Origin of the sequence: Novosphingobium sp. (assembly GCF_965214355.1) — a bacterium.
Lineage (GTDB): Bacteria > Pseudomonadota > Alphaproteobacteria > Sphingomonadales > Sphingomonadaceae > Novosphingobium.
The window spans coordinates 964,356-987,184 of record NZ_CBDCBI010000002.1 but is presented as its reverse complement, the minus strand read 5'-3'; the positions used below and the strand labels follow the sequence as shown (position 1 = coordinate 987,184).

Annotated in this window: 24 protein-coding genes; 10 read left to right on the top strand and 14 right to left on the bottom strand. The window is 65.2% G+C overall.

What is annotated here, in order from left to right; genetic code table 11:
• Positions 1-6: 6 nt before the first annotated feature.
• Both ACOOE2_RS05280 and ACOOE2_RS05275 read right to left on the bottom strand, forming a co-directional pair.
• Positions 7-1,098: a cysteine desulfurase family protein gene (locus ACOOE2_RS05280; RefSeq protein ID WP_420381971.1), complete on the bottom strand. Its 1,092-nt coding sequence runs from the start codon at positions 1,096-1,098 to the stop codon at positions 7-9.
• Positions 1,095-2,144, bottom strand: coding sequence for a cysteine desulfurase family protein (locus ACOOE2_RS05275; RefSeq protein WP_420381970.1), 1,050 nt, complete (start codon positions 2,142-2,144; stop codon positions 1,095-1,097). The genes ACOOE2_RS05280 and ACOOE2_RS05275 overlap by 4 nt, the downstream gene beginning before the upstream one ends.
• Positions 2,145-2,264: 120 nt before the next feature.
• Here ACOOE2_RS05275 and ACOOE2_RS05270 point away from each other — a divergent pair, with 120 nt between their 5' ends.
• Positions 2,265-2,921, top strand: coding sequence for an alpha/beta hydrolase (locus ACOOE2_RS05270; RefSeq protein WP_420381969.1), 657 nt, complete (start codon positions 2,265-2,267; stop codon positions 2,919-2,921).
• 103 nt (positions 2,922-3,024) lie between these two features.
• Here ACOOE2_RS05270 and ACOOE2_RS05265 read toward each other — a convergent pair whose 3' ends face one another.
• From ACOOE2_RS05265 to ACOOE2_RS05255, 3 genes are all read right to left on the bottom strand, one after another.
• On the bottom strand, positions 3,025-3,276 hold the full coding sequence (locus ACOOE2_RS05265) for an accessory factor UbiK family protein (RefSeq protein WP_420381968.1): 252 nt from the start codon (positions 3,274-3,276) through the stop codon (positions 3,025-3,027).
• A gap of 69 nt (positions 3,277-3,345) precedes the next feature.
• Positions 3,346-3,900 carry a TspO/MBR family protein gene (locus ACOOE2_RS05260; RefSeq protein WP_420381967.1) on the bottom strand — a complete coding sequence of 185 codons (555 nt, stop codon included), beginning with the start codon at positions 3,898-3,900 and terminating at the stop codon, positions 3,346-3,348.
• 113 nt (positions 3,901-4,013) lie between these two features.
• Complete coding sequence (locus tag ACOOE2_RS05255) at positions 4,014-4,787, bottom strand: TlyA family RNA methyltransferase (RefSeq protein ID WP_420381966.1); 774 nt, start codon at positions 4,785-4,787, stop codon at positions 4,014-4,016.
• Between the two features lie 25 nt (positions 4,788-4,812).
• On the opposite strand from ACOOE2_RS05255, the gene ACOOE2_RS05250 reads away from it, so the two are divergent.
• The 3 genes from ACOOE2_RS05250 to ACOOE2_RS05240 all read left to right on the top strand — a co-directional run bounded on the left by ACOOE2_RS05250 (position 4,813) and on the right by ACOOE2_RS05240 (position 8,035).
• Positions 4,813-5,475, top strand: a complete 663-nt coding sequence (locus ACOOE2_RS05250) for a hypothetical protein (RefSeq protein WP_420381965.1) — start codon at positions 4,813-4,815, stop codon at positions 5,473-5,475.
• A 434-nt stretch (positions 5,476-5,909) separates the two neighbouring features.
• Entirely contained in the window at positions 5,910-7,022 is a 1,113-nt protein-coding gene (locus ACOOE2_RS05245; protein WP_420381964.1) for a branched-chain amino acid aminotransferase, read from the top strand.
• Between the two features lie 107 nt (positions 7,023-7,129).
• Complete coding sequence (locus ACOOE2_RS05240) at positions 7,130-8,035, top strand: SDR family NAD(P)-dependent oxidoreductase (RefSeq protein ID WP_420381963.1); 906 nt, start codon at positions 7,130-7,132, stop codon at positions 8,033-8,035.
• A gap of 6 nt (positions 8,036-8,041) precedes the next feature.
• Here ACOOE2_RS05240 and ACOOE2_RS05235 read toward each other — a convergent pair whose 3' ends face one another.
• From ACOOE2_RS05235 to ACOOE2_RS05220, 4 genes are all read right to left on the bottom strand, one after another.
• Positions 8,042-8,248: a hypothetical protein gene (locus ACOOE2_RS05235; RefSeq protein ID WP_420381962.1), complete on the bottom strand. Its 207-nt coding sequence runs from the start codon at positions 8,246-8,248 to the stop codon at positions 8,042-8,044.
• A 208-nt stretch (positions 8,249-8,456) separates the two neighbouring features.
• Entirely contained in the window at positions 8,457-8,840 is a 384-nt protein-coding gene (locus ACOOE2_RS05230; RefSeq protein WP_420381961.1) for a DUF2794 domain-containing protein, read from the bottom strand.
• 49 nt (positions 8,841-8,889) lie between these two features.
• Positions 8,890-9,531 carry an HdaA/DnaA family protein gene (locus tag ACOOE2_RS05225; protein ID WP_420381960.1) on the bottom strand — a complete coding sequence of 214 codons (642 nt, stop codon included), beginning with the start codon at positions 9,529-9,531 and terminating at the stop codon, positions 8,890-8,892.
• A gap of 8 nt (positions 9,532-9,539) precedes the next feature.
• Positions 9,540-10,805, bottom strand: coding sequence for a heavy-metal-associated domain-containing protein (locus ACOOE2_RS05220; RefSeq protein ID WP_420381959.1), 1,266 nt, complete (start codon positions 10,803-10,805; stop codon positions 9,540-9,542).
• A 126-nt stretch (positions 10,806-10,931) separates the two neighbouring features.
• On the opposite strand from ACOOE2_RS05220, the gene purM reads away from it, so the two are divergent.
• Both purM and purN read left to right on the top strand, forming a co-directional pair.
• Entirely contained in the window at positions 10,932-12,038 is a 1,107-nt protein-coding gene (gene purM, locus ACOOE2_RS05215; RefSeq protein WP_420381958.1) for a phosphoribosylformylglycinamidine cyclo-ligase, read from the top strand.
• Between the two features lie 37 nt (positions 12,039-12,075).
• Positions 12,076-12,990: a phosphoribosylglycinamide formyltransferase gene (gene purN, locus ACOOE2_RS05210; RefSeq protein ID WP_420384564.1), complete on the top strand. Its 915-nt coding sequence runs from the start codon at positions 12,076-12,078 to the stop codon at positions 12,988-12,990.
• 90 nt (positions 12,991-13,080) lie between these two features.
• Here the strand turns inward: purN and ACOOE2_RS05205 are convergent, their stop codons facing one another.
• Positions 13,081-14,286: an MFS transporter gene (locus tag ACOOE2_RS05205; RefSeq protein ID WP_420381957.1), complete on the bottom strand. Its 1,206-nt coding sequence runs from the start codon at positions 14,284-14,286 to the stop codon at positions 13,081-13,083.
• Between the two features lie 98 nt (positions 14,287-14,384).
• Here ACOOE2_RS05205 and ACOOE2_RS05200 point away from each other — a divergent pair, with 98 nt between their 5' ends.
• Together ACOOE2_RS05200 and ACOOE2_RS05195 are read left to right on the top strand one after the other, a co-directional pair.
• Positions 14,385-15,152, top strand: a complete 768-nt coding sequence (locus ACOOE2_RS05200) for an AraC family transcriptional regulator (protein ID WP_420381956.1) — start codon at positions 14,385-14,387, stop codon at positions 15,150-15,152.
• A 133-nt stretch (positions 15,153-15,285) separates the two neighbouring features.
• Entirely contained in the window at positions 15,286-15,972 is a 687-nt protein-coding gene (locus ACOOE2_RS05195) for a PEPxxWA-CTERM sorting domain-containing protein (RefSeq protein WP_420381955.1), read from the top strand.
• A gap of 132 nt (positions 15,973-16,104) precedes the next feature.
• On the opposite strand, the gene ndk is transcribed toward ACOOE2_RS05195, so the two are convergent.
• From ndk to ACOOE2_RS05175, 4 genes are all read right to left on the bottom strand, one after another.
• Positions 16,105-16,527 carry a nucleoside-diphosphate kinase gene (gene ndk, locus ACOOE2_RS05190; protein ID WP_420381954.1) on the bottom strand — a complete coding sequence of 141 codons (423 nt, stop codon included), beginning with the start codon at positions 16,525-16,527 and terminating at the stop codon, positions 16,105-16,107.
• Between the two features lie 110 nt (positions 16,528-16,637).
• Positions 16,638-17,072, bottom strand: a complete 435-nt coding sequence (locus ACOOE2_RS05185; RefSeq protein ID WP_420381953.1) for a DNA polymerase III subunit chi — start codon at positions 17,070-17,072, stop codon at positions 16,638-16,640.
• A 1-nt stretch (position 17,073) separates the two neighbouring features.
• Positions 17,074-17,223 (bottom strand): DUF2256 domain-containing protein, encoded by a 150-nt coding sequence (locus tag ACOOE2_RS05180; protein WP_420381952.1) that lies wholly within the window; start codon positions 17,221-17,223, stop codon positions 17,074-17,076.
• 2 nt (positions 17,224-17,225) lie between these two features.
• A complete protein-coding gene (locus ACOOE2_RS05175; protein WP_420381951.1) occupies positions 17,226-18,683 on the bottom strand; it encodes a leucyl aminopeptidase in 1,458 nt (485 codons plus the stop codon).
• A 244-nt stretch (positions 18,684-18,927) separates the two neighbouring features.
• On the opposite strand from ACOOE2_RS05175, the gene ACOOE2_RS05170 reads away from it, so the two are divergent.
• Together ACOOE2_RS05170 and ACOOE2_RS05165 are read left to right on the top strand one after the other, a co-directional pair.
• On the top strand, positions 18,928-21,174 hold the full coding sequence (locus ACOOE2_RS05170; protein WP_420381950.1) for an LPS-assembly protein LptD: 2,247 nt from the start codon (positions 18,928-18,930) through the stop codon (positions 21,172-21,174).
• Between the two features lie 344 nt (positions 21,175-21,518).
• Positions 21,519-22,826 carry a foldase protein PrsA gene (locus tag ACOOE2_RS05165; RefSeq protein ID WP_420381949.1) on the top strand — a complete coding sequence of 436 codons (1,308 nt, stop codon included), beginning with the start codon at positions 21,519-21,521 and terminating at the stop codon, positions 22,824-22,826.
• Positions 22,827-22,829 lie beyond the last annotated feature (3 nt).

Here is a 22,829-nt window from a genome sequence, read left to right as displayed (position 1 = left end):
GGCTCCTCACGCGCCGGGGCCAACCCCTTGCGCCGATGCAGCGGCACGAATTGCCGCCAGTGCCTCCTCCAGATCCTCAACCGTCGTATAGCGCCCAAATCCGATGCGGAGCGCGGTTCGTGCAATCCTGTCCGAAAGTCCCAGCGCGCGCAAGACATGGCTGGGCCGTCCCGACCCACTGGCACAGGCCGATCCCGCAGAAATGGCCACACTGCGACATTCCGACAACAGCCGCGCGACATCCAGCCCGTCGACGCGCACGCTGAGGTTGCCATGCCATCGCGCCGTCGCACTGCCATTCAGCGTCCAGCCCGCAAACGCCCCGCGCGCCCGCGCCCACAACGCATCGACATGCGCCGCATCACTGTCGCGCAACGCCACGCACGATCGCGCCGCCGCGCCAAACCCGGCGGCCAGCGCGGGGCTCAGTGTGCCCGACCGCGCGCCGTGTTCCTGCCCGCCCCCGGTAATCAGCGGATCGACCTGCACCCCGTCGCGCACCCACAACGCACCGATCCCCTTGGGTCCATACAATTTGTGCGCCGATACCGCGATCAGATCGGCCCCCGCCGGCGCCGCCAGCTTGCCCGCACCCTGCACCGCGTCACACAAAAAGAACGCCCCCATCGCATGCGCGGCGCGGGCCAGTGCATCGACCGGTTGCACCGTCCCAATCTCGTTGTTCACCTGCATCACCGCGACCAGACCGGTGCCTTCGGGAATCGCCACGGCCGCATCGACCAGCCCGTCGTGATCGACAGGCAACACCGCCAGCGCCGGATCGATCGCGCGCGCAGTGTCGAGCACCGCTGCATGTTCGATCGCCGAAACCGCCAGCCGCCGCGTCCCTGCTCCGCGAAGCGCCATGTTCAACGCCTCGGTCGCGCCCGACGTAAAAATCACCCGCCCGCCCGGCGGCAGCAACGCAGCAACCGCCTCGCGCGCCACCTCGATCGCGGCGGCCGCCGCGCGCCCCGCGCGATTGGGGCTATGCGGATTGGCAAAGCCGTCGCTCCCCGGCCCGCCCAGCCAGGGCAACATCGCGTCAAGCGCTTCGGGCGCCAACGGTGTCGTCGCCTGGTAATCGAGATAGATCATCGCCCGGCAATACCGCGATACGCCGCCAGAAAACGGTCGATCGCCGGTTCATCGGTTTCACGCCCGATCGACACCCGGATCACTTCGTTCGCCCCATCGATACCCATCGCCGTCAAGACATGGCTTGTCCGCAACGACCCCGACGAACATGCACTGCCCGCCGAAACCGCAATCCCCATCGCATCGAGCCGGATCAGCAAGGCATTGGCCGAAAGCCCCGGCGTACGATACGCGCCGATCGTGGCACTACGCGGGGCATCTCCCGCAATCACCGCGCCGCCGGCGGCCACAATCCCCGCCTCCAGCCGCGCGCGCAACGCCGCTGCCCCCGCCATCCACGCGTCCCCATCCTCCAGCGCCGCCGCCATCGCCAGCGCGCCAGGCATGTTCTCGGTCCCCCCGCGATACCCCCGCTCCTGCCCGCCCGTCGGTCGCAACAACGCCCAATCGCGCACCAGCAAGGCGCCGATCCCGATCGGTCCGCCAAACTTGTGCGCCGAAATCGCGATCAGGTCCGCATCGGGCAACGCCAGCTTGCCCGCACTCTGCGCACAATCCGCGAGCACGATGCCCCCCGCCGCGCGCACCGCAGGCATGATCCGATCGAACGCCTGGATCACACCGGTCTCGTTGTTGACATGCTGGATCGCCACCAGCTCATCCAGCCGCGCATCGCCTGTCACGACGGCGCCGGCGCCATCCACGCCCAACCGCGCCGCATTCCCCGCATGGCGCAACACCGCCTCGTGTTCGACGGCCGCAACCGCCACCACCGGCATGACCGCCCGCGTCATCGCCAACGCAATCGCCTCGCTCGCCCCGCTGGTCAGAATAACTTCGCCCGGCCAGCCCAGGGCTCCGGCAATCCGCGCCCGCGCATCCTCCAGCGCGGCCCGCGCCGCACGCCCCGCGCGGTGCGGCGACGAAGGATTGGCCCATACGGCAAAGCCATGCGCCAGCGCCGCAAGCGCCGCCACGCTCACCGGTGTCGTCGCCGCATGGTCGAGATAAACGCCGCTATCGGCCTGATGGCGCGGTGGAGACAAAGGGGGCCCTGCTATCATGATTGCTTTTACGCGCTTCGTTTCTATATAGCCGATGTTTGAATTTCGGCTTGCGCCTATTTGGCACCAGTTCGAAAAACGCCGTTTTATCAGGATTCCCCGATGCCCGCAGTCATCTTTCCCGGTCCCGAAGGCCGCCTCGAAGGGCGGTTTCAGCCCGCCTCGCGCGCCCGTGCACCGATCGCCATGATCCTTCACCCGCATCCCCAGGCCGGCGGCACGATGAACGATCGCATCACGCAATCGCTGTATCGCACGTTCGTCGCACGCGGCTTTGCCACGCTGCGCTTCAATTTCCGCGGCGTCGGCCGCAGCCAGGGCAGTTTCGACAACGGCATCGGCGAATTGTCCGATGCCGCCGCCGCGCTCGACTGGGTTCAGCAGATCCACCCCGAAGCGTCGAGCACCTGGATCGCCGGATATTCATTCGGCGCGCTGATCGGCATGCAACTGCTGATGCGCCGCCCCGAAGTGCGCGGCTTCATCTCGGTGTCGCCGCCGGCCAACATGTACGATTTCAGCTTCCTGGCGCCTTGCCCGTCATCGGGCATCATCATCCAGGGTGCCGCCGACACAGTCGTGACACCAAACGCGGTGCAGAAACTCGTCGACAAGCTGCGCACGCAGAAACACATCACTATCCACCACGACGAAATCCCCCGCGCGAACCATTTCTACGAGAACGAACTCGACGACATGATGCGCGCTGCGGATACGTACCTGGATATGCGTTTGTCCCCTGACTGCCCGATCAAGTAGTCTGGCCGATCAAGTAGTCTGGCCGCAGGGCGAACCAACCAAAACCCCGCTCGTCACCCCGGGCTCGACCCGGGGTGAAGTGCGGGAAACGGCGGCGCAAACATCAATCGGGAAAATGCGGGGTTTCCAGCGCAGCCAACCGGATCTTCAGCGCCTCGATTTCCTCGCGGGCACTTGCCGCCAGATCCTTCACCGCGTCGAATTCCTCGCGGCTGACGAAATCCATCCCGCCAAAGGTGGCCTTGGCGCGTTCGCGCATGGTTTCGCTGGCTTCGCGCCCCATGCCCGCGACTGTGCCAGCGGCACTGTTCAACAGTTTGACGAAATCGGCAATCAGCGGGTTTTCGCTTTGCATGTCTGACCTCAATGCAGGTGAATCATGCACGGTACATGGGGATGCCGCGCGATGGCGGCAAGCCCCCGATCAGAGTTGTACCCGCACCGTCGAACCCGACCCGTCCCCGCCATCGGCCCCGGGATTCAATTCGAGCAACTGCAGGTTGAGCACCGAGGCAAAGCAGATCCAGGCCAGATAGGGCAGCAACAGCGCAGCCGCCGTACGCCGCACGCGCCAGGCGAACGCGATCGTCAGGATCACCAGCACGATCAGCACAAAAATGATCCACAGCGCCCAGGTTATCCGGTGCATGCTGAACAGCACCGGGCTCCAGCTCAGGTTGACCGCCAGCTGCACGACGAACAGCACCATCGCGATCTCGCGCCCGCGCGCCCCGCGCGCCGATGCGATCAGCGCCAGCGCAAACCCCATCAGCGCGTACAACGCGCTCCAGACAATCGGGAAAGCAATCGCCGGTGGATAGATATCGGGCTTGTCCAGCGTTTCGAACCAGGCGTTGGTCGCGACACTGCCGGCCGCGCGCGCCGACAAAAAGCCCAGCCCGATGCAAAGCGGAACGGTAAACAACGCCCAGCGCAGGACACTGGCACGGAGCTGAGCGGACGAGGCAATCTGTTGCATAACACCTGCGGTTGTGCCGAGCCTGCCCCCGGCCAACGGCCAGGCACACACGAACAGCGATTCGCCGCGGATATTGGCCGCGCATTGCGCCCGACGCAACTTTGCTGAACCGCCTATTGCACCAATACAGCCGCGATCAGGAATTCGACATTGCCTTCCGGCCCCGTGATCGGGCTTTCGACAATCCCGTCGACCTGCCAGCCCGCGCTCGCCAGCCAGTCGCGCACCTCGTCGCAAACCCGCGCATGCAACGCCGGATCGCGCACCACGCCCCCTTTGCCGACCTCGCCGCGCCCCACTTCGAATTGCGGCTTGATCAGCGCGACCAGGCGCGTTGGCCGCGCGGCCAGCGCCAGCGGCACTTCCAGCACTTTGCGCAACCCGATGAAGCTGGCATCGCACACCACCCAGGTCGGCGGCGCGACCCCGTCGACCTCCAGCATGTGCGGCGTCAGCACGCGTGCACTTGTCTGTTCCAGCACGGTCACGCGCGGATCGCTGCGCAATTTCCACGCCAGCTGGTTGGTTCCCGAATCCACCGCAAACACATGGGCCCCGCCGTGCTGCAACAGGACATCGGTAAAGCCGCCCGTCGAACTGCCAATGTCCATTGCCACCACTCCGGATGGATCGAGCGCGAAATGCTCGATCGCGTGCGCCAGCTTGATCCCCCCGCGCGACACCCACGGATGATCGCGCCCGCGCACGGTGATCTCGGCATCGACGGCGACCGCCTGTCCCGCCTTGGTCAGCTTGATCTCGCCCTGGTACACCAGCCCCGCCAGGATCAGCGCCTGCGCCCGCGCACGGCTCTCGACGAGCCCGCGCTCGACCAGCAACTGATCGATGCGTTGTTTACGCGCAGGCGGTTCACGACTTGTGCTCATCGTCCGTCTCTTCCATACACAGGCCATGCAGATCAACCGCGCACTCGCGCAATCCTTTACGCTCATCCTCGCCACGGTGTCGCTGGCCGCGTGTGATCAGCCTGCGCCACGCGCCGGCGAGAGCCGCCCTGTCGCACCACGATACACGCAAGGACCGCCGCTGCCCCCGCCACCAGCGGCACGGCGCCCGCTGCCAACCGTGCCCGCAGCGCCGTATGCGGCACCCGCTTTTACCCCGCCACCGGCACCTTATGCACAAGGCACGGGCACAGACTGGCGCGATCTCCCGCTTCCCGCCGGCGACTGGGCGTGGACCGCGCGCGCCACCGGCAGCGAAGCGCGCTATGGCCAGAGCGGATCACCCCCGATCGCGATCCTGGCCTGCGACCGCGCAGCCGGCGTCGTCCGCCTGGCGCTGACCCTGCCGTATATGGCATCGGAGCAAACAGGCACGCGATCGGCCACGATCACCACTTCGACCAGCACCGGTACCTTTGCCGCCGGCCCGCAGACGATCGGTGCGCTCTCGACGATCGCGGTCACTTTGCCGGTATCGAACCGCATCCTCGACGCCATGGCGTACAGCCGGGGTCGTTTCCGCATCGAAATCGGCGCAATGGCGCCGATCGTGCTGCCGTCCTGGTCCGAGGTCGGCCGCGTCGTGGAGGATTGCCGGGGACAGCGCTGATATCGCAACCGGGACGCCTGATTCTGACGACAATTTTTTTTAGTTCAAGTCTTGTTGTTACGCCCAAGATGAATCATCTTGAAACCAAGGCAGCAGCGGGATTGTACGCTGCGGCCCAGCCGGATCGGGTGAGGCCCACGCGGACGGCGAACTTGGCTCAACAGCGCGAAAGGAGGTGATCCGATGTCTCATGGTTCAGCACAGAGGTCGGAATTCAGCAGCACGAGGCATTATCGCTGATTGTCGAAATGACGCGATAGAGGCTTTGTGGGCGGCACTTCCGGCCGCTGACCATGCGAAGGGCCGTTTCCCAATGGGAAGCGGCCCTTCACATTTGTTTCAAACTGATTGAATTTTGCGCAATAATAGTACAAAGACGCGCAATGGGTGCGCCGATTCGCGCCCCAGACATGATTTTGTGAGAAGGATTTGCCATGGCGACCTCCGCCAGCCAGCTCGAATTCGCGCGCATCGCACACCCCGCACCGCGCAAGCCCGATGATCGCGCCATCATCCTGAACAATCCCGGCTTTGGCACGGCTTTCTCCGATCACATGGTTGAAATCGATTTCGACGCAAACGCTGTCGGTGGTGCCGGGGGCTGGCACAATCCGCGCGTCGTCCCCTACGGCCCGATCGCGCTCGATCCGGCGGCAGCCGTGCTGCATTATGCACAGGAAATCTTCGAAGGCCTCAAGGCCTACCGCCTGAACGATGGTGGTATCGCGCTGTTCCGGCCAGAGGCAAATGCCGCGCGCTTCAATGCCTCGGCGCGCCGCCTCGCCATGCCCGAAATCCACCCCGACCTGTTCGTCGAGGCCGTGCGCCAGCAGGTCCTGGCCGATGCCGACTGGTTCCCCACGGTCGAGGGCGGATCGCTGTATCTGCGCCCATTCATGTTCGCATCCGAAGCGTTCCTGGGCGTGCGCCCCGCCCGCACCTACAAATTCCTCGTCATTGCCAGCCCCGCCGGCAACTATTTCAAATCGGGCGCGCCCGCGGTGTCGCTGTGGGTCAGCGAATACACCCGCGCCGCGCCTGGCGGCACCGGCGCTGCCAAATGCGGCGGCAATTATGCCAGCAGCCTGGTCCCCACTGCCGAAGCCTTTGCCCGCGGCCATGACCAGGTGCTGTTCCTCGATGCCGCCGAACACCGCTGGGTCGAGGAACTGGGCGGGATGAACCTGTTCTTCGTCAAATCCGACGGATCGCTGGTTACGCCGCCGCTGGGCGGCACGATCCTGCCCGGCATCACCCGCGACAGCCTGATGACACTTGCGCGCGAAGAAGGCCTGATCGTGCGTGAGGAACCGTATGCGCTCGACCAGTGGCGCACCGAGGCCGCCAGCGGCGAACTCGTCGAAACCTTTGCCTGCGGTACCGCGGCCGTCGTCACCCCGGTCGGCAAGGTGGCCGACGCCAATGGCGAATTCCTGATCGGCAGCGGCGGCCCCGGCCAGCTGACCCAGCGCCTGCGCCAGCGCCTCGTCGCCATCCAGCGCGGCCAGGCCCCCGACACCCATGGCTGGGTCCACCGCATCGGGTAAGCCCGCACCAGTCGAACCTTTCCAATCCAATATTGCAAACCCCCGCCAGCCATGGCATCCGCGCGCCAATTAAGCGCGCGGTTAGGCACGCACAGGAGGCTGGCGATATGAGCATTTCTTTTGCAGGACGCGTCGCGATCGTAACCGGCGCCGGCGGCGGCCTGGGCCGCGCCTACGCGCTCGAACTCGCCAAGCGGGGCGCCAAAGTCGTCGTCAACGACCTGGGCGGATCGCGCGACGGCGCCGGCACCTCGGACGCAGCACAACACGTCGTCGAAGAAATCAGGCAAGCCGGCGGCGAGGCTATGGCAGATGGCCATTCGGTCACCGAATACGACCAGATGCAGGCGCTGGTCGCCCGCGCGAAAGAAACCTGGGGCGGCGTCCATATCCTGATCAACAACGCCGGCATCCTGCGCGACAAGACCTTTACCAAGATGGACCCGGCCGATTTCGAACTGGTCGTCAAAGTCCACCTGATCGGCTCGGCCAACGCGACCAAGGCAGTGTGGGACCTGATGCGCGAACAGACCTATGGCCGCATCCTGATGACCGCATCGTCAAGCGGCCTGTATGGCAATTTCGGCCAGGCCAATTACGGCGCTGCCAAGCTCGCGCTCGCGGGCCTGACCAAGACGCTGTATCTCGAAGGCGCAAAATACAATGTCCGCGTCAACACGCTGGCGCCGGTTGCGGCCACGCGCATGACCGCCGACATCTTTCCCGAAGATGCGTTCAAGCTGTTCGCCCCTGAAAACGTCGTTCCCGCCGCGCTGTATCTGGTATCCGAAGACGCCCCGAGCAACGCGATCGTCGGTGCCGGGGCCGGCGCCTTCCACACGTCCGTCGTCACGATGAACGCGCCGGTCATATTGCCCCCTGCCGAATGCACGGTCGAAGGCTTTGCCGCCAACTGGGACCGGATCAACGACCGCAGCAGCGATATCGTTCCCGCGTCGGGCACCGAACAAAGCCACGCGATCCTGTCGGCCATGGCGGCAGCGGCGAAATAGGGCCCTTTACGGACACGTCCCCTTTACCGCGCCCGACAGTTCCATTTGCCGCATCCATTGCGCGGTTTCGCCTGGCGTAACCTGCCGCACCGCGCCGCTGACCTCGTCGATCAGCAAGGGCGCGGTACAATCGCCGGGCGGTATGCGATGCGCCGCGTCGGGCAACACCACCAGCAACCGATGCGTCTCGTCGCGGTAAACAGCGCGCAGCACGGGCTGTCCCTGCCGATGGCGTTCCGGAACCCTCGCCGACCCGCATCCAGCGACCGCCAGAGCCATAAAAACGCAAGCCAAGCCCCTCCCCTTCAGGGGAGGGGTTGGGGTGGGGGCCATCCCCACTCGCCAACGCTCATGCAAAGGTCGAATGCAGCCGAGAGCCCCCACCCCCGGCCCCTCCCCTGAAGCGGAGGGGGGAAGAAGACTAATCCGCAACGATTTTCAGCAACTTGCGCTCCAGCGAAGCCAGCACGCCAGCCAGGTCATGCCCGCGCTTCAACACCTGCCCCGCCTCGCCATACAGCGCCCACATCCCCTGCCGCTGGCGCAATTCGGGCCGCTTCTCGATTCGCGCGCTCGGCCGCTCGGCGCTGCGTTTGTACGCGCTGAAATGCGCCGCCTCACGCCCGAACCCGATCGCATAGTCGCGCCACAATCCGGCCGCGACCATCCGCCCGTACAGATCGAGAATACGCATAAGTTCGGCGCGGTCGAACACGACCTGCACCGGCGCATTGCGCGGAAACGGCACCACCACTGCGCCCGGACCCTCGGCCCCGCTCAGGACAGCACCTGCAAATTCACCCATTGGACCATGACCAAGCCCCATCTTCCACGGCGCGATGCAAGCGATATGGTCATAAGAGCCGCGGTTGCCAAGGGCCGGGCCCATCGACACGTCCGCCCAGCACCTCACGCGCCAGCGCCAGCGTTACCGGCACCTTGCGCTCCAGCGACAGCCGGTCGAGCGTGCTTGCCATATCTTCCGTTGCGGCATGGCTGCGCTCGATCCGCGGCACCAGCCAGTCGAGCACCGCCTCGCCCAGCATCAGCCCCCGGCGCCGCGCCTGCTCGCCGAGCAACGCCCGCAACAGCGCATCATCAGGCGGCGCAATCACCAGTTGCAACGCCGCCCCCAGCCGCGACGCCAGGTCGGGCAGCGCAACCGTCCAACCCGCACCCACCGGCTGCCGCGCGGTCAGCAACAGCGCCTGCCCCTCGGACTGTGCCCGGTTCCAGCGGTGAAACAGCCCCACCTCATCCGTCCGGTCCGCATCATCGACCGCAACCCCGGCGCCGCTGTCGGCAAACCAGCGCGCCATCAGACTTTTGCCCGATCGCGCCGGCCCGCTCAGCACAGCGGTACGATAGGGCCAGCCTGCGCTCGCCTGCAAAGCTGCAAACACGGGTTGCAAACTGTCGCCGCCGACAATCGACTCGCCGCCGCCGGGCAGCGTCAAAGGCAGCGCAATCTGCGACACGGTATCTGGGCGTGACACGCGCGCAATCAGCGCCGCATCATCAGAACGCCGGAGCCTTGCGTCACTTTCCACCCTTGCGCGCGCAAGGCCGCGGCCAGCGCTTCCAGGTCGCCGCCATACGAAACCCGCACCACCGACACCCCGCCCAGCGCCAGCGAACTGGTCGTCACGGCCGAAACCCCCGGTATCGCGCGCAAGGCGGCCTGCGCCGCATCCACCGCGCCCGCATCGGGGCTGACGAATTGCACTTGCACCTGCATTGTCGGCGTTGCCGGGCCCGAACCACTGGTAACGGCCACACCCGGCGCGGCCGCGCGCGCCGCGCCCCGGGGCGGCGGCATCTTGTCGACAATCCCGGCGATCAGCTTGGGATCGATCTGTGGCCCGCTGTTCAACGACGGGTCGGGCTTCAGCTGACCTTCGGCCAATGCCTGCGCGAACAGCGCATCGCATTTTCTGACCGCTTCGCTCAGCATGGCCGGCAGCTTGTCCTCGCTGTCGGCCGTCAACTCGAACGAGCCGAGATACACATTGTCGGGTCCGTGCCGCGCCGTAAACGTACCCTTGACCGGGCCGCCCGGATACTCGCGGCTCAACCGCGCGATCGGGATCACCACGTCTTCGGCGCCATACTGGTCGAGCACCGACCGCCACCAGTTGCGGCTGCGCCGGCTGACCTGCCCTGCATCGATCAGCAACCCGTCGGCGCCGCCGCCATTGGGCCGCACATAGTCGATCACGCTTTCGCCGGTATGGAAATCGGCCCAGGCTTTCTGCCACGGCGTGCGCGTTTCGAACACGCTGGCCACGCCCCCCTGGTACAGCAACGGGATCACCAGCAGCGGCGCCGATTGCGCACCCCCGCCTTGCAGCCCCAGATACCCCGCCGCCCGGGCGCGGTCGAACACCACGCCCAGCTTTGCGATATAGCGATGCGGCCCGATCTCTTCGTGTTCGATCGTCACCGCCGACACCATGCCCAGCAACGTCCCGTCATCGAGCGCCGGTGCCACCCCGCCAGGCCCACGCTGCGCCCCCAGCTTTTGCCACGCCAGCCGAGTTGCGGTGCGCCATCCGGTCATCCGCGCCTCGTCGGCATCCTTGCCGGTGGTGTTGACGTCGATGCCGTTGACTTCGAAATCGCCGGTGCTGGCCACGGGCGCGATGCCGCGATCACCCTCGATCTGCGCCCACACGATCGCGCCCCCGATGCCCAGCAGCAACAGGCCCGCGCCCGCAAACCCGAGCCGGGCGGGACGCGTCGTCTTCGACAGAAAGCTCAAGACGGCCAAGCGAACTCCGATACGGCAACACGACGCCGCGAAACTGGATAAGGGACAAGGCATTTAGAACGCCGGGGGCGCTTTTGCCCAAAGGCAAGTGGAAATCCAAGCAGGAAAGCGATAGGGGCATGCGCCATGGCATCCGAAACCGACAACTCCGCCCCGTATAGCTACGCGAAAGCCGGCGTAAACATCGCCGCCGGCAATGCGCTCGTCAGGGCGATCGGCCCGATCGCGCGCGCCACCGCGCGTCCCGGCGCCGATGCAGAACTCGGAGGTTTCGGCGGGTTTTTCGACTTGCGCGCCGCCGGATACAAGGATCCGCTGCTGGTCGCGGGCAACGACGGCGTCGGCACCAAGGTCAAACTGGCAATCGACCATGATCGCCATGACCAGATCGGCATCGACCTGGTCGCCATGTGCGTCAACGACCTGATCGTCCAGGGCGCGGAGCCGCTGTTCTTCCTCGACTATTTCGCCACGGGCAAGCTCGACAACGGCATCGCCGAACGCGTGATCGCGGGCATTGCCGAAGGCTGCAAGATCGCCGGATGCGCGCTGATCGGTGGCGAAACCGCCGAAATGCCCGGCATGTATGCAGCCGGCGACTATGACCTCGCCGGCTTTTGCGTGGGTGCGGTCGAGCGCGGCGAACAACTGACCGGCGACCGTGTCGCGGCGGGCGATGTGCTGCTCGGGCTGGCGTCGTCGGGCGTCCATTCCAACGGCTATTCGCTGGTCCGGCGCCTTGCTGCCGACAAGCAGTGGAAACTCGATCGCCCCGCGCTGTTCGACATGGATAAGCTGCTGATCGACCACCTGATCGAGCCGACGCGAATCTACGTGAAATCGCTGCTGCCGTTCATCCGCTCGGGCCGGATCCACGCACTGGCGCACATCACCGGCGGCGGTTTGCTCGAAAACGTGCCGCGCGTGCTGCCCAAACACCTGCACGCCCGCATCGACGCCGACGCCTGGGAGCAATCGCGGCTGATGGCCTTCCTCCAGGCGCAGGGCCGGATCGAGCCTGCGGAAATGGCGCGCACCTTCAACTGCGGCCTCGGCATGGTTCTCGTCGTCGCGCCCGGCGAAGCCGAAACGCTGGCGCAAGACCTGACCGCAGCAGGCGAGCAGGTCTTCACGATCGGCGAAGTGGTCACCGGCGAGCGCGGCTGCACCGTGTCGGGCAGCATCGAGACATGGAGCGCGCGCGAAGCCTGGGACGCCGTGCACCTTGCCTGAAGTGCCTGGGCCTGACACGCGCATCCCGGTTGCCGTGATGATCTCGGGCAGCGGTACCAACATGGCCGCGCTGCTCTACGCCAGCCGCCGCGCCGATTGCCCGTTTGAAATCGCGCTCGTCGCCTCGAACAACCCCGCGGCCGCCGGGCTCGTGCTCGCCGCGGCCGAAGGCGTGGCTACGTTCGTGCTGCCGCACAAGGGCATGGCGCGCGCCGACCACGACGCCGCGATGGAGGCCGCAATCGTGGCCAGCGGCGCGCGCACGATCGCGCTTGCGGGATACATGCGGATCCTGTCGCCCGGCTTCGTCGAACGCTGGAACGGGCGCATGGTCAATATGCACCCCAGCCTGCTGCCCAAATACAAGGGCCTGGAAACCCATGCCCGCGCGATCGCCGCAGGCGAAACCCACGGCGGATGCAGCGTGCACCTGGTCACGCCCGAACTCGACGACGGCCCGGTGCTGGGCCAGATCGCGGTCGCGATCCTGCCCGGCGACACCGCCGCCACGCTGTCGGCGCGCGTGCTGCTTGCCGAACATCAGCTCTATGCACGGTGCCTGGCCGACCTCGTCAGCGCACCGACCGACCCGGCATGGCTGACCGGCAAAGTGCGCGATCTTGCGCTCGCGCTGCCGTCGAGCGAGGAAACGCTCAGCCACGGCATGACCTGCTTCGGGATAACCAAAGGCAAGAAGTTCGCCTACGTCTCGGTCAACCACCACGGCGACGCGCGCACATCGCTGCTCGTCAAGATCAGCGGCCTGGACGAACAGGAAGCCCTGATCGATCGCGATCCGGATCGCTATTATCGCCCGGCCTATTTCGGCAACGACTGGATCGCCATCCGCCTGGACCAGGACGAACCCGATTGGGACGACATTGCCGACCGGCTGCAACGCAGCTGGCTGGCGATCGCCCCGCGCCGCCTGGCCGCGCTGCTGGGCGGGTGATCATGCGTAGGGCGTGACGTAATCGCAGACGCCGGACGTCGCGATGCCTCAACGCGCCCCCCCCTTTTTAAAGGAGGGGCCCAAGATAGCCTACGCCCGCCGTGTCGAAGGCAGAAACACCGCCAGCAGCCCGATCGCCGGCAGAAACGAGCAGATCCAGAACACCGCCTCGATCCCCGACCGATCCGCCACCGCGCCCAGCACCGCCGTACCGATCCCGCCCACGCCGAACGAAAACCCGAAGAACAGCCCCGAAATCATCCCGACCTTGCCCGGCACCAGTTCCTGCGCAAACACCACGATCGCCGGAAACGCCGATGCCAGGATCAGCCCGATGATCACGCTCAATGGCCCGGTCCAGAACAAGCTGGCGTGCGGCAGCAACAGCGTGAACGGCAGCGCGCCCAGGATCGAAAACCAGATCACATATTTGCGCCCGAACCGATCCCCCAGCGGTCCGCCGAGCATCGCGCCAACCGGCACCGAAGCCAGAAACGCAAACAGGTAGAACTGCGCCACCTCGACCGACACGCCGAATCGATGGATCAGATAGAACGTGAAGTAACTCGTCAGGCTGCCCAGATAGACATATTTGGAAAAGATCATCGCCAGCAACACGGCAATGCCCCACATCGCCCGCCCGCGCGGCATCGAGGCTGCCGGCTGCGCGCCGCTCGCCCCGCGCGTCAGCCGTGCCAGCCCGTGATGCCGGTACCACTGCCCAACATTCCACAGGATCGCGCACGACAACAGCGCCAGCATCGCAAAAAACGCCAGGCTGCTTTGCCCCCAACGCACGACGACCAGCGCGGCCGCCAATGGCCCGAGCGCAGACCCGGCATTGCCGCCGACCTGGAACAGCGATTGCGCCAGCCCGTGCCGCGCGCCTGCCGCCATCCGCGCCACGCGCGACGATTCGGGATGAAACACCGACGACCCCAGGCCCAGCAGCGCCGCTCCGACCAGCAGCATGATGTACGTATGCGCCACCGACAGCACGAGCAGGCCGGCCAGCGAAAACAGCGTGCCGCCGGGCAATGCCATCGGCGTCGGGCGCTTGTCGGCATAAAACCCGACGACCGGCTGCAGGATCGACGCGGTGATCTGATATACGAACGTGATCAACCCGATCTGGCCGAACGTCAGCCCCAGATGCACTTTGAGCTCGGGATAGATCGCCGGCAGCAGCGATTGCATCATATCGTTGAGCAAGTGGCAGACGCTGATCGCCACGATCACGCTGAACACCGTCGTTTCGGCGGCGTTCGGTCGAGTGGGCGCGGTCGTGGCAGTCATGATGGGGTTCCCGGTGCTGATCGCTGTGTGCATAGGCCCTGCCCAAGCGTCCCGCATTCCTGTATGGGACAATATCTTTTGCGATCGGGACATTGGCCGTGGCACAAAATCCTGCCGACATGTGGGACACGGTCGACCGCCCGGTGATCGGTGTCGGCAACGATTATCCCCCCGCGTTCGAGCTCGACTGGCACCAGCACCGGCGCGGCCAGCTGCTCTATGCGAAACGCGGCGTCGTTGTCGTCAGCACGCCGCATGGCGCCTGGGTCGCCCCGCCCGAACGCGCGGTATGGACACCCGGCGGCTGCCGGCATTCGGTGCGCATGGTCGGCGCCGTCAGCACCCGCAGTGTGCTCATCGAGCCAGGCGTGCACGGATCGCTGGGCCCCGCGAACAAAGTCATCCAGGTGTCGCCGCTGCTGCGCAGCCTGCTCGATGAAACGAGCGCAATTCCCGCCGAATACGACGTGCAGGGCCGCGACGGCAAAATGATCGCGCTGCTGCTCGAAGAAATCGCTCGCGCCCCGACCGTGCCGCTGGCCGTACCGTTCCCGACGACCCCCGCCGTCGCGCACAAATGCCAGGCCTTTCTCGAAACGCCCACACCCCACGACACAATCGACCGCTGGAGCGCAGACCTGGGCCTTGGCCGCAAGGCGTTTACGCGGATGTTCAAGCAGGAAACCGGGCTGAGCTTTGGCGCGTGGCGCCAACAGGCCTGCATCCTGATCGCCCTGCCCCGCCTGGCGCGCGGCGAAGCCGTGACCACGATCGCATTCGATCTGGGCTATGACAGCGCGGCCGCGTTCACGACGATGTTCAAACGGCGCGTCGGTGTCGCGCCCAGCCGGTATCGGCTGGGTTAGGCCAGCCAACCATTGTGTCGCCAGTGCTTACACCATGTGGAAACCTTGGCTTGATGTGGCGCAAAACTGCGAGTGGCACGGAACATGCTCTTTGGGTGAAATCAGAGATTTTTCTATTTTGACGAAGAGACAGATGATGATGAAATTCATTGCCAAGCCGTTTGTCCTGGGGACCCTGGCTGCACTTGCGATTGCGAATGTGCCTGCTGCAAACGCGGCAGACATCAGTACGCTGTACAGCACAGGCGTCGACGACAACGGAGCCGCGGTTTCGGGCACTGGCTTTGCCGACGCTCACTGGACCCTTGAAGGTGGGACCGCTTACGTCAACTTCACTGGTAAGGGTTATCCGGCCGGAGACTGGGTTTCCGACACCTCAGCCTCACGCTGGATCGGCTCGACGCCCGATGCCGGAACAACAGTCTCCGATAATGTCGGCCAGACTTTCACGTATAGCACGACCTTTTCGCTCACCGGGTTGGATGCTTCGACCGCGAGCTTCGCTGGCATGTTTGCGGCCGATGACGGTGTCAACGAACTCCTGTTGAATGGGAAATTCATCCCCATCAGCGCCGGGACGTACAATTCGTGGACAGACTTCTCGTACGCCGGTCCATTGTTTGTTTCCGGCGAAAACACCTTGTCGTTCGTCACGAACAACAATGGCGGCGGTGCTGCAGGGCTCAACGTCGATTTCACATCCGCCACCGCTGCGGTGCCTGAGCCCGCAACATGGGCGATGATGCTGGTAGGCTTTGGCATGATCGGCATGACTGTGCGTTCGCGCCGTCGCCGCAATGTGCAAGTCACATATGCCTGATCTTGGTTGACAGTCTGAAGAGAGCCCACCGCCGCGAGGCTGGTGGGCTTCTTTTTGTCAAGATTGCCGTCAGGCATACGAAAAAAGGGGGCCGTAAAGCCCCCTTTTCATATCGGCCGTGGCTGGTGCCAATCAGCCGACGATTTCTTCCGGCTTGAAGAAATACGCGATTTCGATCGCGGCATTCTCTTCCGAATCCGAGCCATGCACGGTGTTGGCTTCGATCGATTCGGCGAATTCCTTGCGGATCGTGCCGGGCTCGGCGTTCGCCGGGTTGGTCGCACCCATCACGTCGCGGTTGCGCTTGACGGCGTCTTCGCCTTCCAGGACCTGGACCACCACGGGGCCCGAGATCATGAATTCGACCAGGTCGTTGAAGAACGGCCGCTCGGAATGCACGGCATAGAACCCTTCGGCCTGTTCGCGGCTGAGATGCAGGCGCTTTGAGGCGATGATGCGCAGGCCGGCTTCTTCCAGCTTGGCAGCGACCGCGCCGGTCAGGTTGCGGCGCGTGGCGTCGGGCTTGATGATCGAGAACGTGCGGGTAACCGCCATGATAAAATCCTTAGCATTGGGAAAGCGCGCGGAGCCGGCATTCCGCCAGACCCTGTGCGCGGGCCCCTAGCCGGGAACACCGCCAATCGCAAGGTGTCGATGGGGCCCGGCTAGGGCCCTTCGACCCATTTGCCGCCATTCTGCCGCCAATACCGCCGATCCACCCCTTCGCGCGTCCCCAGCAACCGCCAGGTCTGGCGCGCATCGTCGATCCGCTCGGGCGGAAACAGCAGGAACACGCGCGTCATCCCGTCGGCCTCGCGCCACTGCCCGTCGGCAATCGCGCAATAGCGCGCGCCATTGCTCGGCTGCATGTCTGCGCCCAGCAGGATCGGTTGCCGCGCATCGTGCGCGCCGCCGCCCATACCGTGCGCCAGAAAACTGTCTGCCACCCGCGTCCACAGCGCCGAACTGATCCGCCCCAACTGGCCCGCATCGTCCGACACGACCAGCATCCGCTCGCCCGCCGCCAATGTCGCGCGCGCCAGCGCGGGCAGCACCAGTTCGGCAGGGTCGCGGGTCAATTGATAGAAATCGACCCGCATCCTACCCCTTTGCCCCCGCGCCGCGACACCGATCCGAACAGAAGCGCACGTTGTCCCAGTCGCGTTCCCACTTCTTGCGCCAGGCGAATGGCCGGCCACAGGCGGCACACACTTTGGTGGGCAGATCCGCCTTTGACCGCATCTTCGGCATGATCAGCCCTCAAGCACGTCGCGCACGTAACGATCGAGCACCCGCACGCCGAACCCGGTCGCGCCCTTGTCGAACGTCGCGCCCGGCTTGTCTGCCCAGACCATGCCCGCGATATCGAGATGCGCCCAGGCGACACCCTCGTTGATATAGCGCTTCAGGAACTGCGCCGCAGTGATCGATCCGCCAAACCGCCCGCCGATATTCTTCATGTCGGCGATCGGGCTGTCGATCAGCTTGTCATATGCCGCGCCCAGCGGCATCCGCCACAGCTTGTCGCCGCTCGCCTTGCCCGCATTGTCGAGCTGGCTGGCCAGCAGATCGTCATTGGCAAACATCCCGGCGTATTCGGTGCCCAGCGATACCATGATCGCGCCGGTCAGCGTGGCCAGGTCGACGATCGTGGCAGGCGCATACGTGTTCTGCACCCAGGTCAGCACGTCGCACAGCACCAGCCGCCCTTCGGCATCGGTATTGATCACTTCGATCGTCTGCCCCGACAGGCTGGTCACGACATCGCCCGGCCGCTGTGCATTGCCATCGGGCATGTTTTCCACCAGGCCCACGACGCCGATGACATCAGCCGCTGCCTTGCGCAGCGCCAGTGTCAGCATGGCGCCCGCAACCGCGCCGGCGCCGCCCATGTCCCACTTCATGTCTTCCATCCCGGCGGCCGGCTTGATCGAAATGCCACCGGTGTCGAAGGTCACGCCCTTGCCGACAAACGCGGTCGGCCGGCTGCCCGCGCGACCTTTCCAGCGCAGCGCGAGCACGCGTGCCTCGCGCACCGAACCTTGCGCCACGCCCAGCAGTGCGCCCATGCCCAGGGCTTCGAGCGCGGCCTTGTCCAGCACGACGATCTCGATGCCGGTGCCCTCGAACCGGGCAAGGCACCGCGCCACAAAGCTCTCGGGATAGATCACATTGGCCGGTTCGGTCACCAGTTCGCGCGTGAACTCGATCCCTTCGGCCAGCGCCGCTTCGGTCTGCCACAGCGCCTCTGCGCCTTCTGCCGCGCCGATCGCGACGATCTGCGTCAGCGACGGTTTCTGCTCGTCGGTCAGCTTCGTGCGGTAGATGTCATAGCGCCAGCTGCGCAGCCGCGCGCCCAGCAGCACCGACACCGCTTCGCCGGCGCTCAGCCCGCTGCCGCCAAAGTCGATGCCGAGCGTCGTCTCGCCCGAAGTCAGGTATTTCGCCACGAGCGCGCCGCCGGCGCGTTCCAGCGCCGCATCGCGCTCCTGCCCCGTCGCCTTGCCAAAGCCGGCAAACGCCAGCCGCATCAGGCCGCCATCGCCCGGCGCAAAGGCTTCGAACACTTGCCCGCCCTTGCCCGTGAACCGGCTGGCGGCAGCGGCTTCGCGCACGGTTTCCGACAGGTCGCCGGGCAGATTGCCTTCACCGACCAGGCGGGCGATCAGGCGCGGAAGGGCGTGGCCGGGCGAAGCGAAATTGACAGTCATCGAAGAACTCCTGAACGAAACGGCAAACCGGAACAGCAACAGTGTGATATCAGAGGCGCATGCGCACGGCGAAGCACCGGACATGCGCTCACGGCAGTAAATTGTGGGTTTGCAGTTAAGCCGCACCGGTGCGATAGGCAAGCGGATGCGACCCCTGACGCGGCCCCCGCTGCACGCCATTCCCATGCACCCCCCGCTATTGCGCGGCAGGATCGCGCTCCGTTCCGCTGTCAGCCTTGCCCTGATGGGAATCGCCAGCCTGGTGCCTGCGGCCGCGTGGGCGCAAACCCCGGTTGCGCCCGCCATCGGCACCGCCGATGCGCCCGCCGTGACAGTGCCTGATTCGGCCAAACCGGCCGCATCCGACCTCGTCCGCTTTGCCGCCGACAAAGTGGCCTACGACAACGACAGCGATATCGTTACCGCCACCGGCAATGTCGTGATGCGCCGCGATGGCCAGTCGCTGCGCGCCGATACCGTGGTCTACACGCGCAAGACCGGCAAGATTGTGGGCACCGGCAACATCCGTTTCGTCGATGAAGACGGCGATGTGCTCTACACCGACCACATGGACCTGACCGACCAGTTCAAGGCCGGCGCCACGCAGGACCTGCTGCTCGTCCTGCGCGAAGGCGGCCGGATGGCTGCGCGGTCGAGCGAGCGCGACGAGGCCGGCCGCGTCATCCTGCACACCGCCGCCTACAGCGGTTGCGAAGTCGTCAACGACGAAGGTTGCCCCAAACGCCCGAGCTGGGAACTGACCGCGGTGCGCGTCGCGTATGACCCGGTCAAGAAAATGGTGCGCTATTACGGCGCAAAGTTGCGCGTGTTTGGCATCCCGCTGCTGCCGCTGCCGGGGCTGAGCCACCCGTCGGATTTTCGCGCTGAAACCGGTTTCCTGATCCCGACGTTCAGCTCGACCTCGTCGAACGGCGCGCAGATTTCGAACACGTTCTACTGGCGCATGGCCGATAACCGCGACCTGTCGGTAACGGGCACGCTGTTTTCCAAATCGCTGCCGATGCTTTCGGCGCATTTCCGCCAGTTGACCGACACCGGCGCGTTTCAGGCGCTCGGCTATCTGACATACAGTCGCCAGACCGATGCCACCACCAGCGTCGGCGGCACCGAAGTCCCCGGCGCGACCGGCGATTTTACCCCGCGCGGTTATCTTGAGGGCAATGGCAAGTTCCAGCTAGGCAACGACTGGTCGATCAGCGGGTATGGCCGGTACGTGTCCGACCGCACGTTCCTGTTCCGTTATGACCTGTCGTCCGACACACGTCTGCGCTCGAACATCAATCTCGAACATATCACGCAGGACAGCTATTTCAGCTTCACCGGCTGGGCGGTCCAGGCGATCGGGGTCAACGATGTGCAAAGCCAGCAGCCGCTGGCGCTGCCGGTGCTGGATTATCGCCAGCGTTTTGCCGTGCCCGGCATCCCCGGCAAAGTCGAAATCGAAGTGAACACGCTCGCGCTCAGCCGCAGCGACGGCCAGGATACGCAGCGCGCGATCGCGCGTGCGCAGTGGGACCTGCACCAGATCACGGCCGGCGGCCAGGTGCTCAGCCTGACTGCGCTGGTTCGCGGCGATCTGTATCACAGCACGGACAACGCGCTGACCGTAAACCCGGCCGACCGGGGCCTGCCCGGGTGGCAGGGTCGCGGCGTCGCCACGCTGGCTGCCGACATCAAATGGCCGTTTTCCGGCGAAGCCTTCGGCGGCACGCAAGTGCTGACCCCCGAAGTGCAGGTCGTGGCGACGCCCCATGTGCGCAACCTGGCGATCCCCAACGAGGATTCGCGCGCGGTCGAGCTTGAAGACGACAACGTCTTCGCGCTCAACCGCTACCCGGGTTACGACCGGGTCGAAGACGGCGTGCGCGTGACTTACGGCATCGACTGGCGGCTCAATCGTCCCGACTGGCGCGTTTCGGCCACGATCGGGCAATCGTATCGCTTTACCGACGAAAGCGACCTGGTGCCCCCGGGGACCGGCCTTGCCGCGAAATTCTCCGATGTGATCGGCCGCGCCGAAGTGCGGTTCAAGGATGTGGTTCAACTGACCGAGCGGTTCCAGCTCGACAAGGACACGTTCCAGCTGCGCCGCAACGAATTCGACGCCACGATCGGCAGCCACAAGACCTATGTCGAAATCGGCTACATCGCGCTCAATCGCAGCATACCTTTGACGTATGAGGATCTGCAGGACAGCAAGGAACTGCGCGTATCGGCGCGCGCCTCGATCGCGCACTACTGGTCGGTGTTCGGATCGGGCATCGTCAACCTGACGACGCTCGCCGACGACCGGATAAACGGCAGCCCCAGCGGCTTCCAGATGATCCGCCACCGCCTGGGCCTGGCCTATACCGATGGCTGCCTCGACCTCGCAGTCACCTGGCGCCGTGATTATGTGACGACGGGTGACGCCGTGCGCGGCAACTCGTATTCGCTGACGCTATCGCTGAAGAATATCGGTACGCGCTAATCCCCCGCGCATCTTCCCTCTTTGGCGCAAAGGCGCTATCGCGCTCGTCACTCAGCTTGGGTTAAGCCGGATTTGACGATTTCAGCCTCAACTCTGCCAGATTTTGCCTCTGCCGGAATTTGCGCGTTCACACCCGCGCCAGACAGGATTGATCAACTGCCATGACGTTTCGTTTGCTGCCTGTTTGGAAACCTGTCTCGTTCCCGTTGGCGCTGATGGTCGGGCTTGTCATAGCAGGCGCGCCCTCGCTGGCGCAGCAGCGTGGCCGACCCAGTGGCGGCGCTCCTGTCGAAGCTTCCCCTTCAGTATCCCGCCCGGCCCCAGGGCCAGCAGCACCGGCACCGGTGGAAGACGGCACCAACGTGCCTGTGGCCACCGCCCCGCCGCCGCCGGTCGGCACCGATTCCGAGGGCAATCTCAACCTGCCGAGCAATCCGCAATTTTTCGGCAAGATGGACCCCAATCACCGTCATGCCACCGCAATCGTCAACGGCGAAATCATCACCGGCACCGACATCGACCAACGTTACGCGCTGTTTGCCAATGCCAACGCGGGCAAGCTGACGCCCGAGGAACAGACCCGGCTGCGCGCGCAGGTCCTGCGCAACCTGATCGACGAAACGCTCGAAATCCAGGAAGCCAAAAGCGCCGACATCACCGTCGAAAGCGACGAAGTCGACCAGCGCTTTGCCTATGTCGCGCAACAGAACATGGGCAAGGACCCGGCCGCGCTCGAAACGTATCTCGGCACGATCGGATCGTCCGGCGCCTCGCTGAAACGCCAGATCCGCGGCGAGATCGCATGGCAGCACCTGCTGCGAAAGAATGTTCAGCCGTTCATCAACGTATCCGATGCCGAAGTGCGCGAAATGCTCGACCGCATGAAGGCGGACAAGGGCACGCAGGAATTTCATCTCGGCGAAATCTATCTTGCCGCCACCGACGAAACCAAGCCCGCGATCCTGGCCAATGCCACCAAGATCGTCGAGCAGCTGCGCAAGGGCGGCAGCTTCGTCGCCTATGCGCGCCAGTATTCCCAGGCCTCGACCGCAGCCGTCGGCGGCGATCTGGGCTGGATCCGCCTGGGCCAGCTGCCCGGCCCGATCGCGGCGGCGGCGTCCGGCATGGGCCCGGGCCAGCTCGCCGGCCCGATCGAAGTGCCCGGCGGCTATTCGATCATCTACGTGATCGACAAGCGCCAGGTGATGACTGCCGATCCGCGCGATGCGATCCTCAGCCTGAAACAGATCTCGATCAGCTTTGTCAAAGGCACGCCCGAACGCGACGCCGCCGCGCGCGCCAGCACCTTTGCCACGATGGTGAAAGACATCCACGGTTGCGGCCAGGTCGATGCCGCCGCCGCCAAGATCGGCGCCAGCGTCGTTGCCAACGACCAGATCAATGCGCGCGACCTGCCTGTCGCGCTGCAGGACACGATCCTGAAACTCGCGGTCGGCGAAGCGACGCCGCCGTTCGGTTCGGTCGAGGATGGCGTGCGCGTGCTGCTGCTGTGCGGCCGCGACGATCCCAAAGTCGACAACGGCCCCAGTTTCGACCAGTTGCAGACCCAGCTCGAAGACGACCGGGTCAACAAGCGTGCGCAGACCTATCTGCGCGATCTTCGCCGCGACGCGGTGATCGAATACAACTGATCG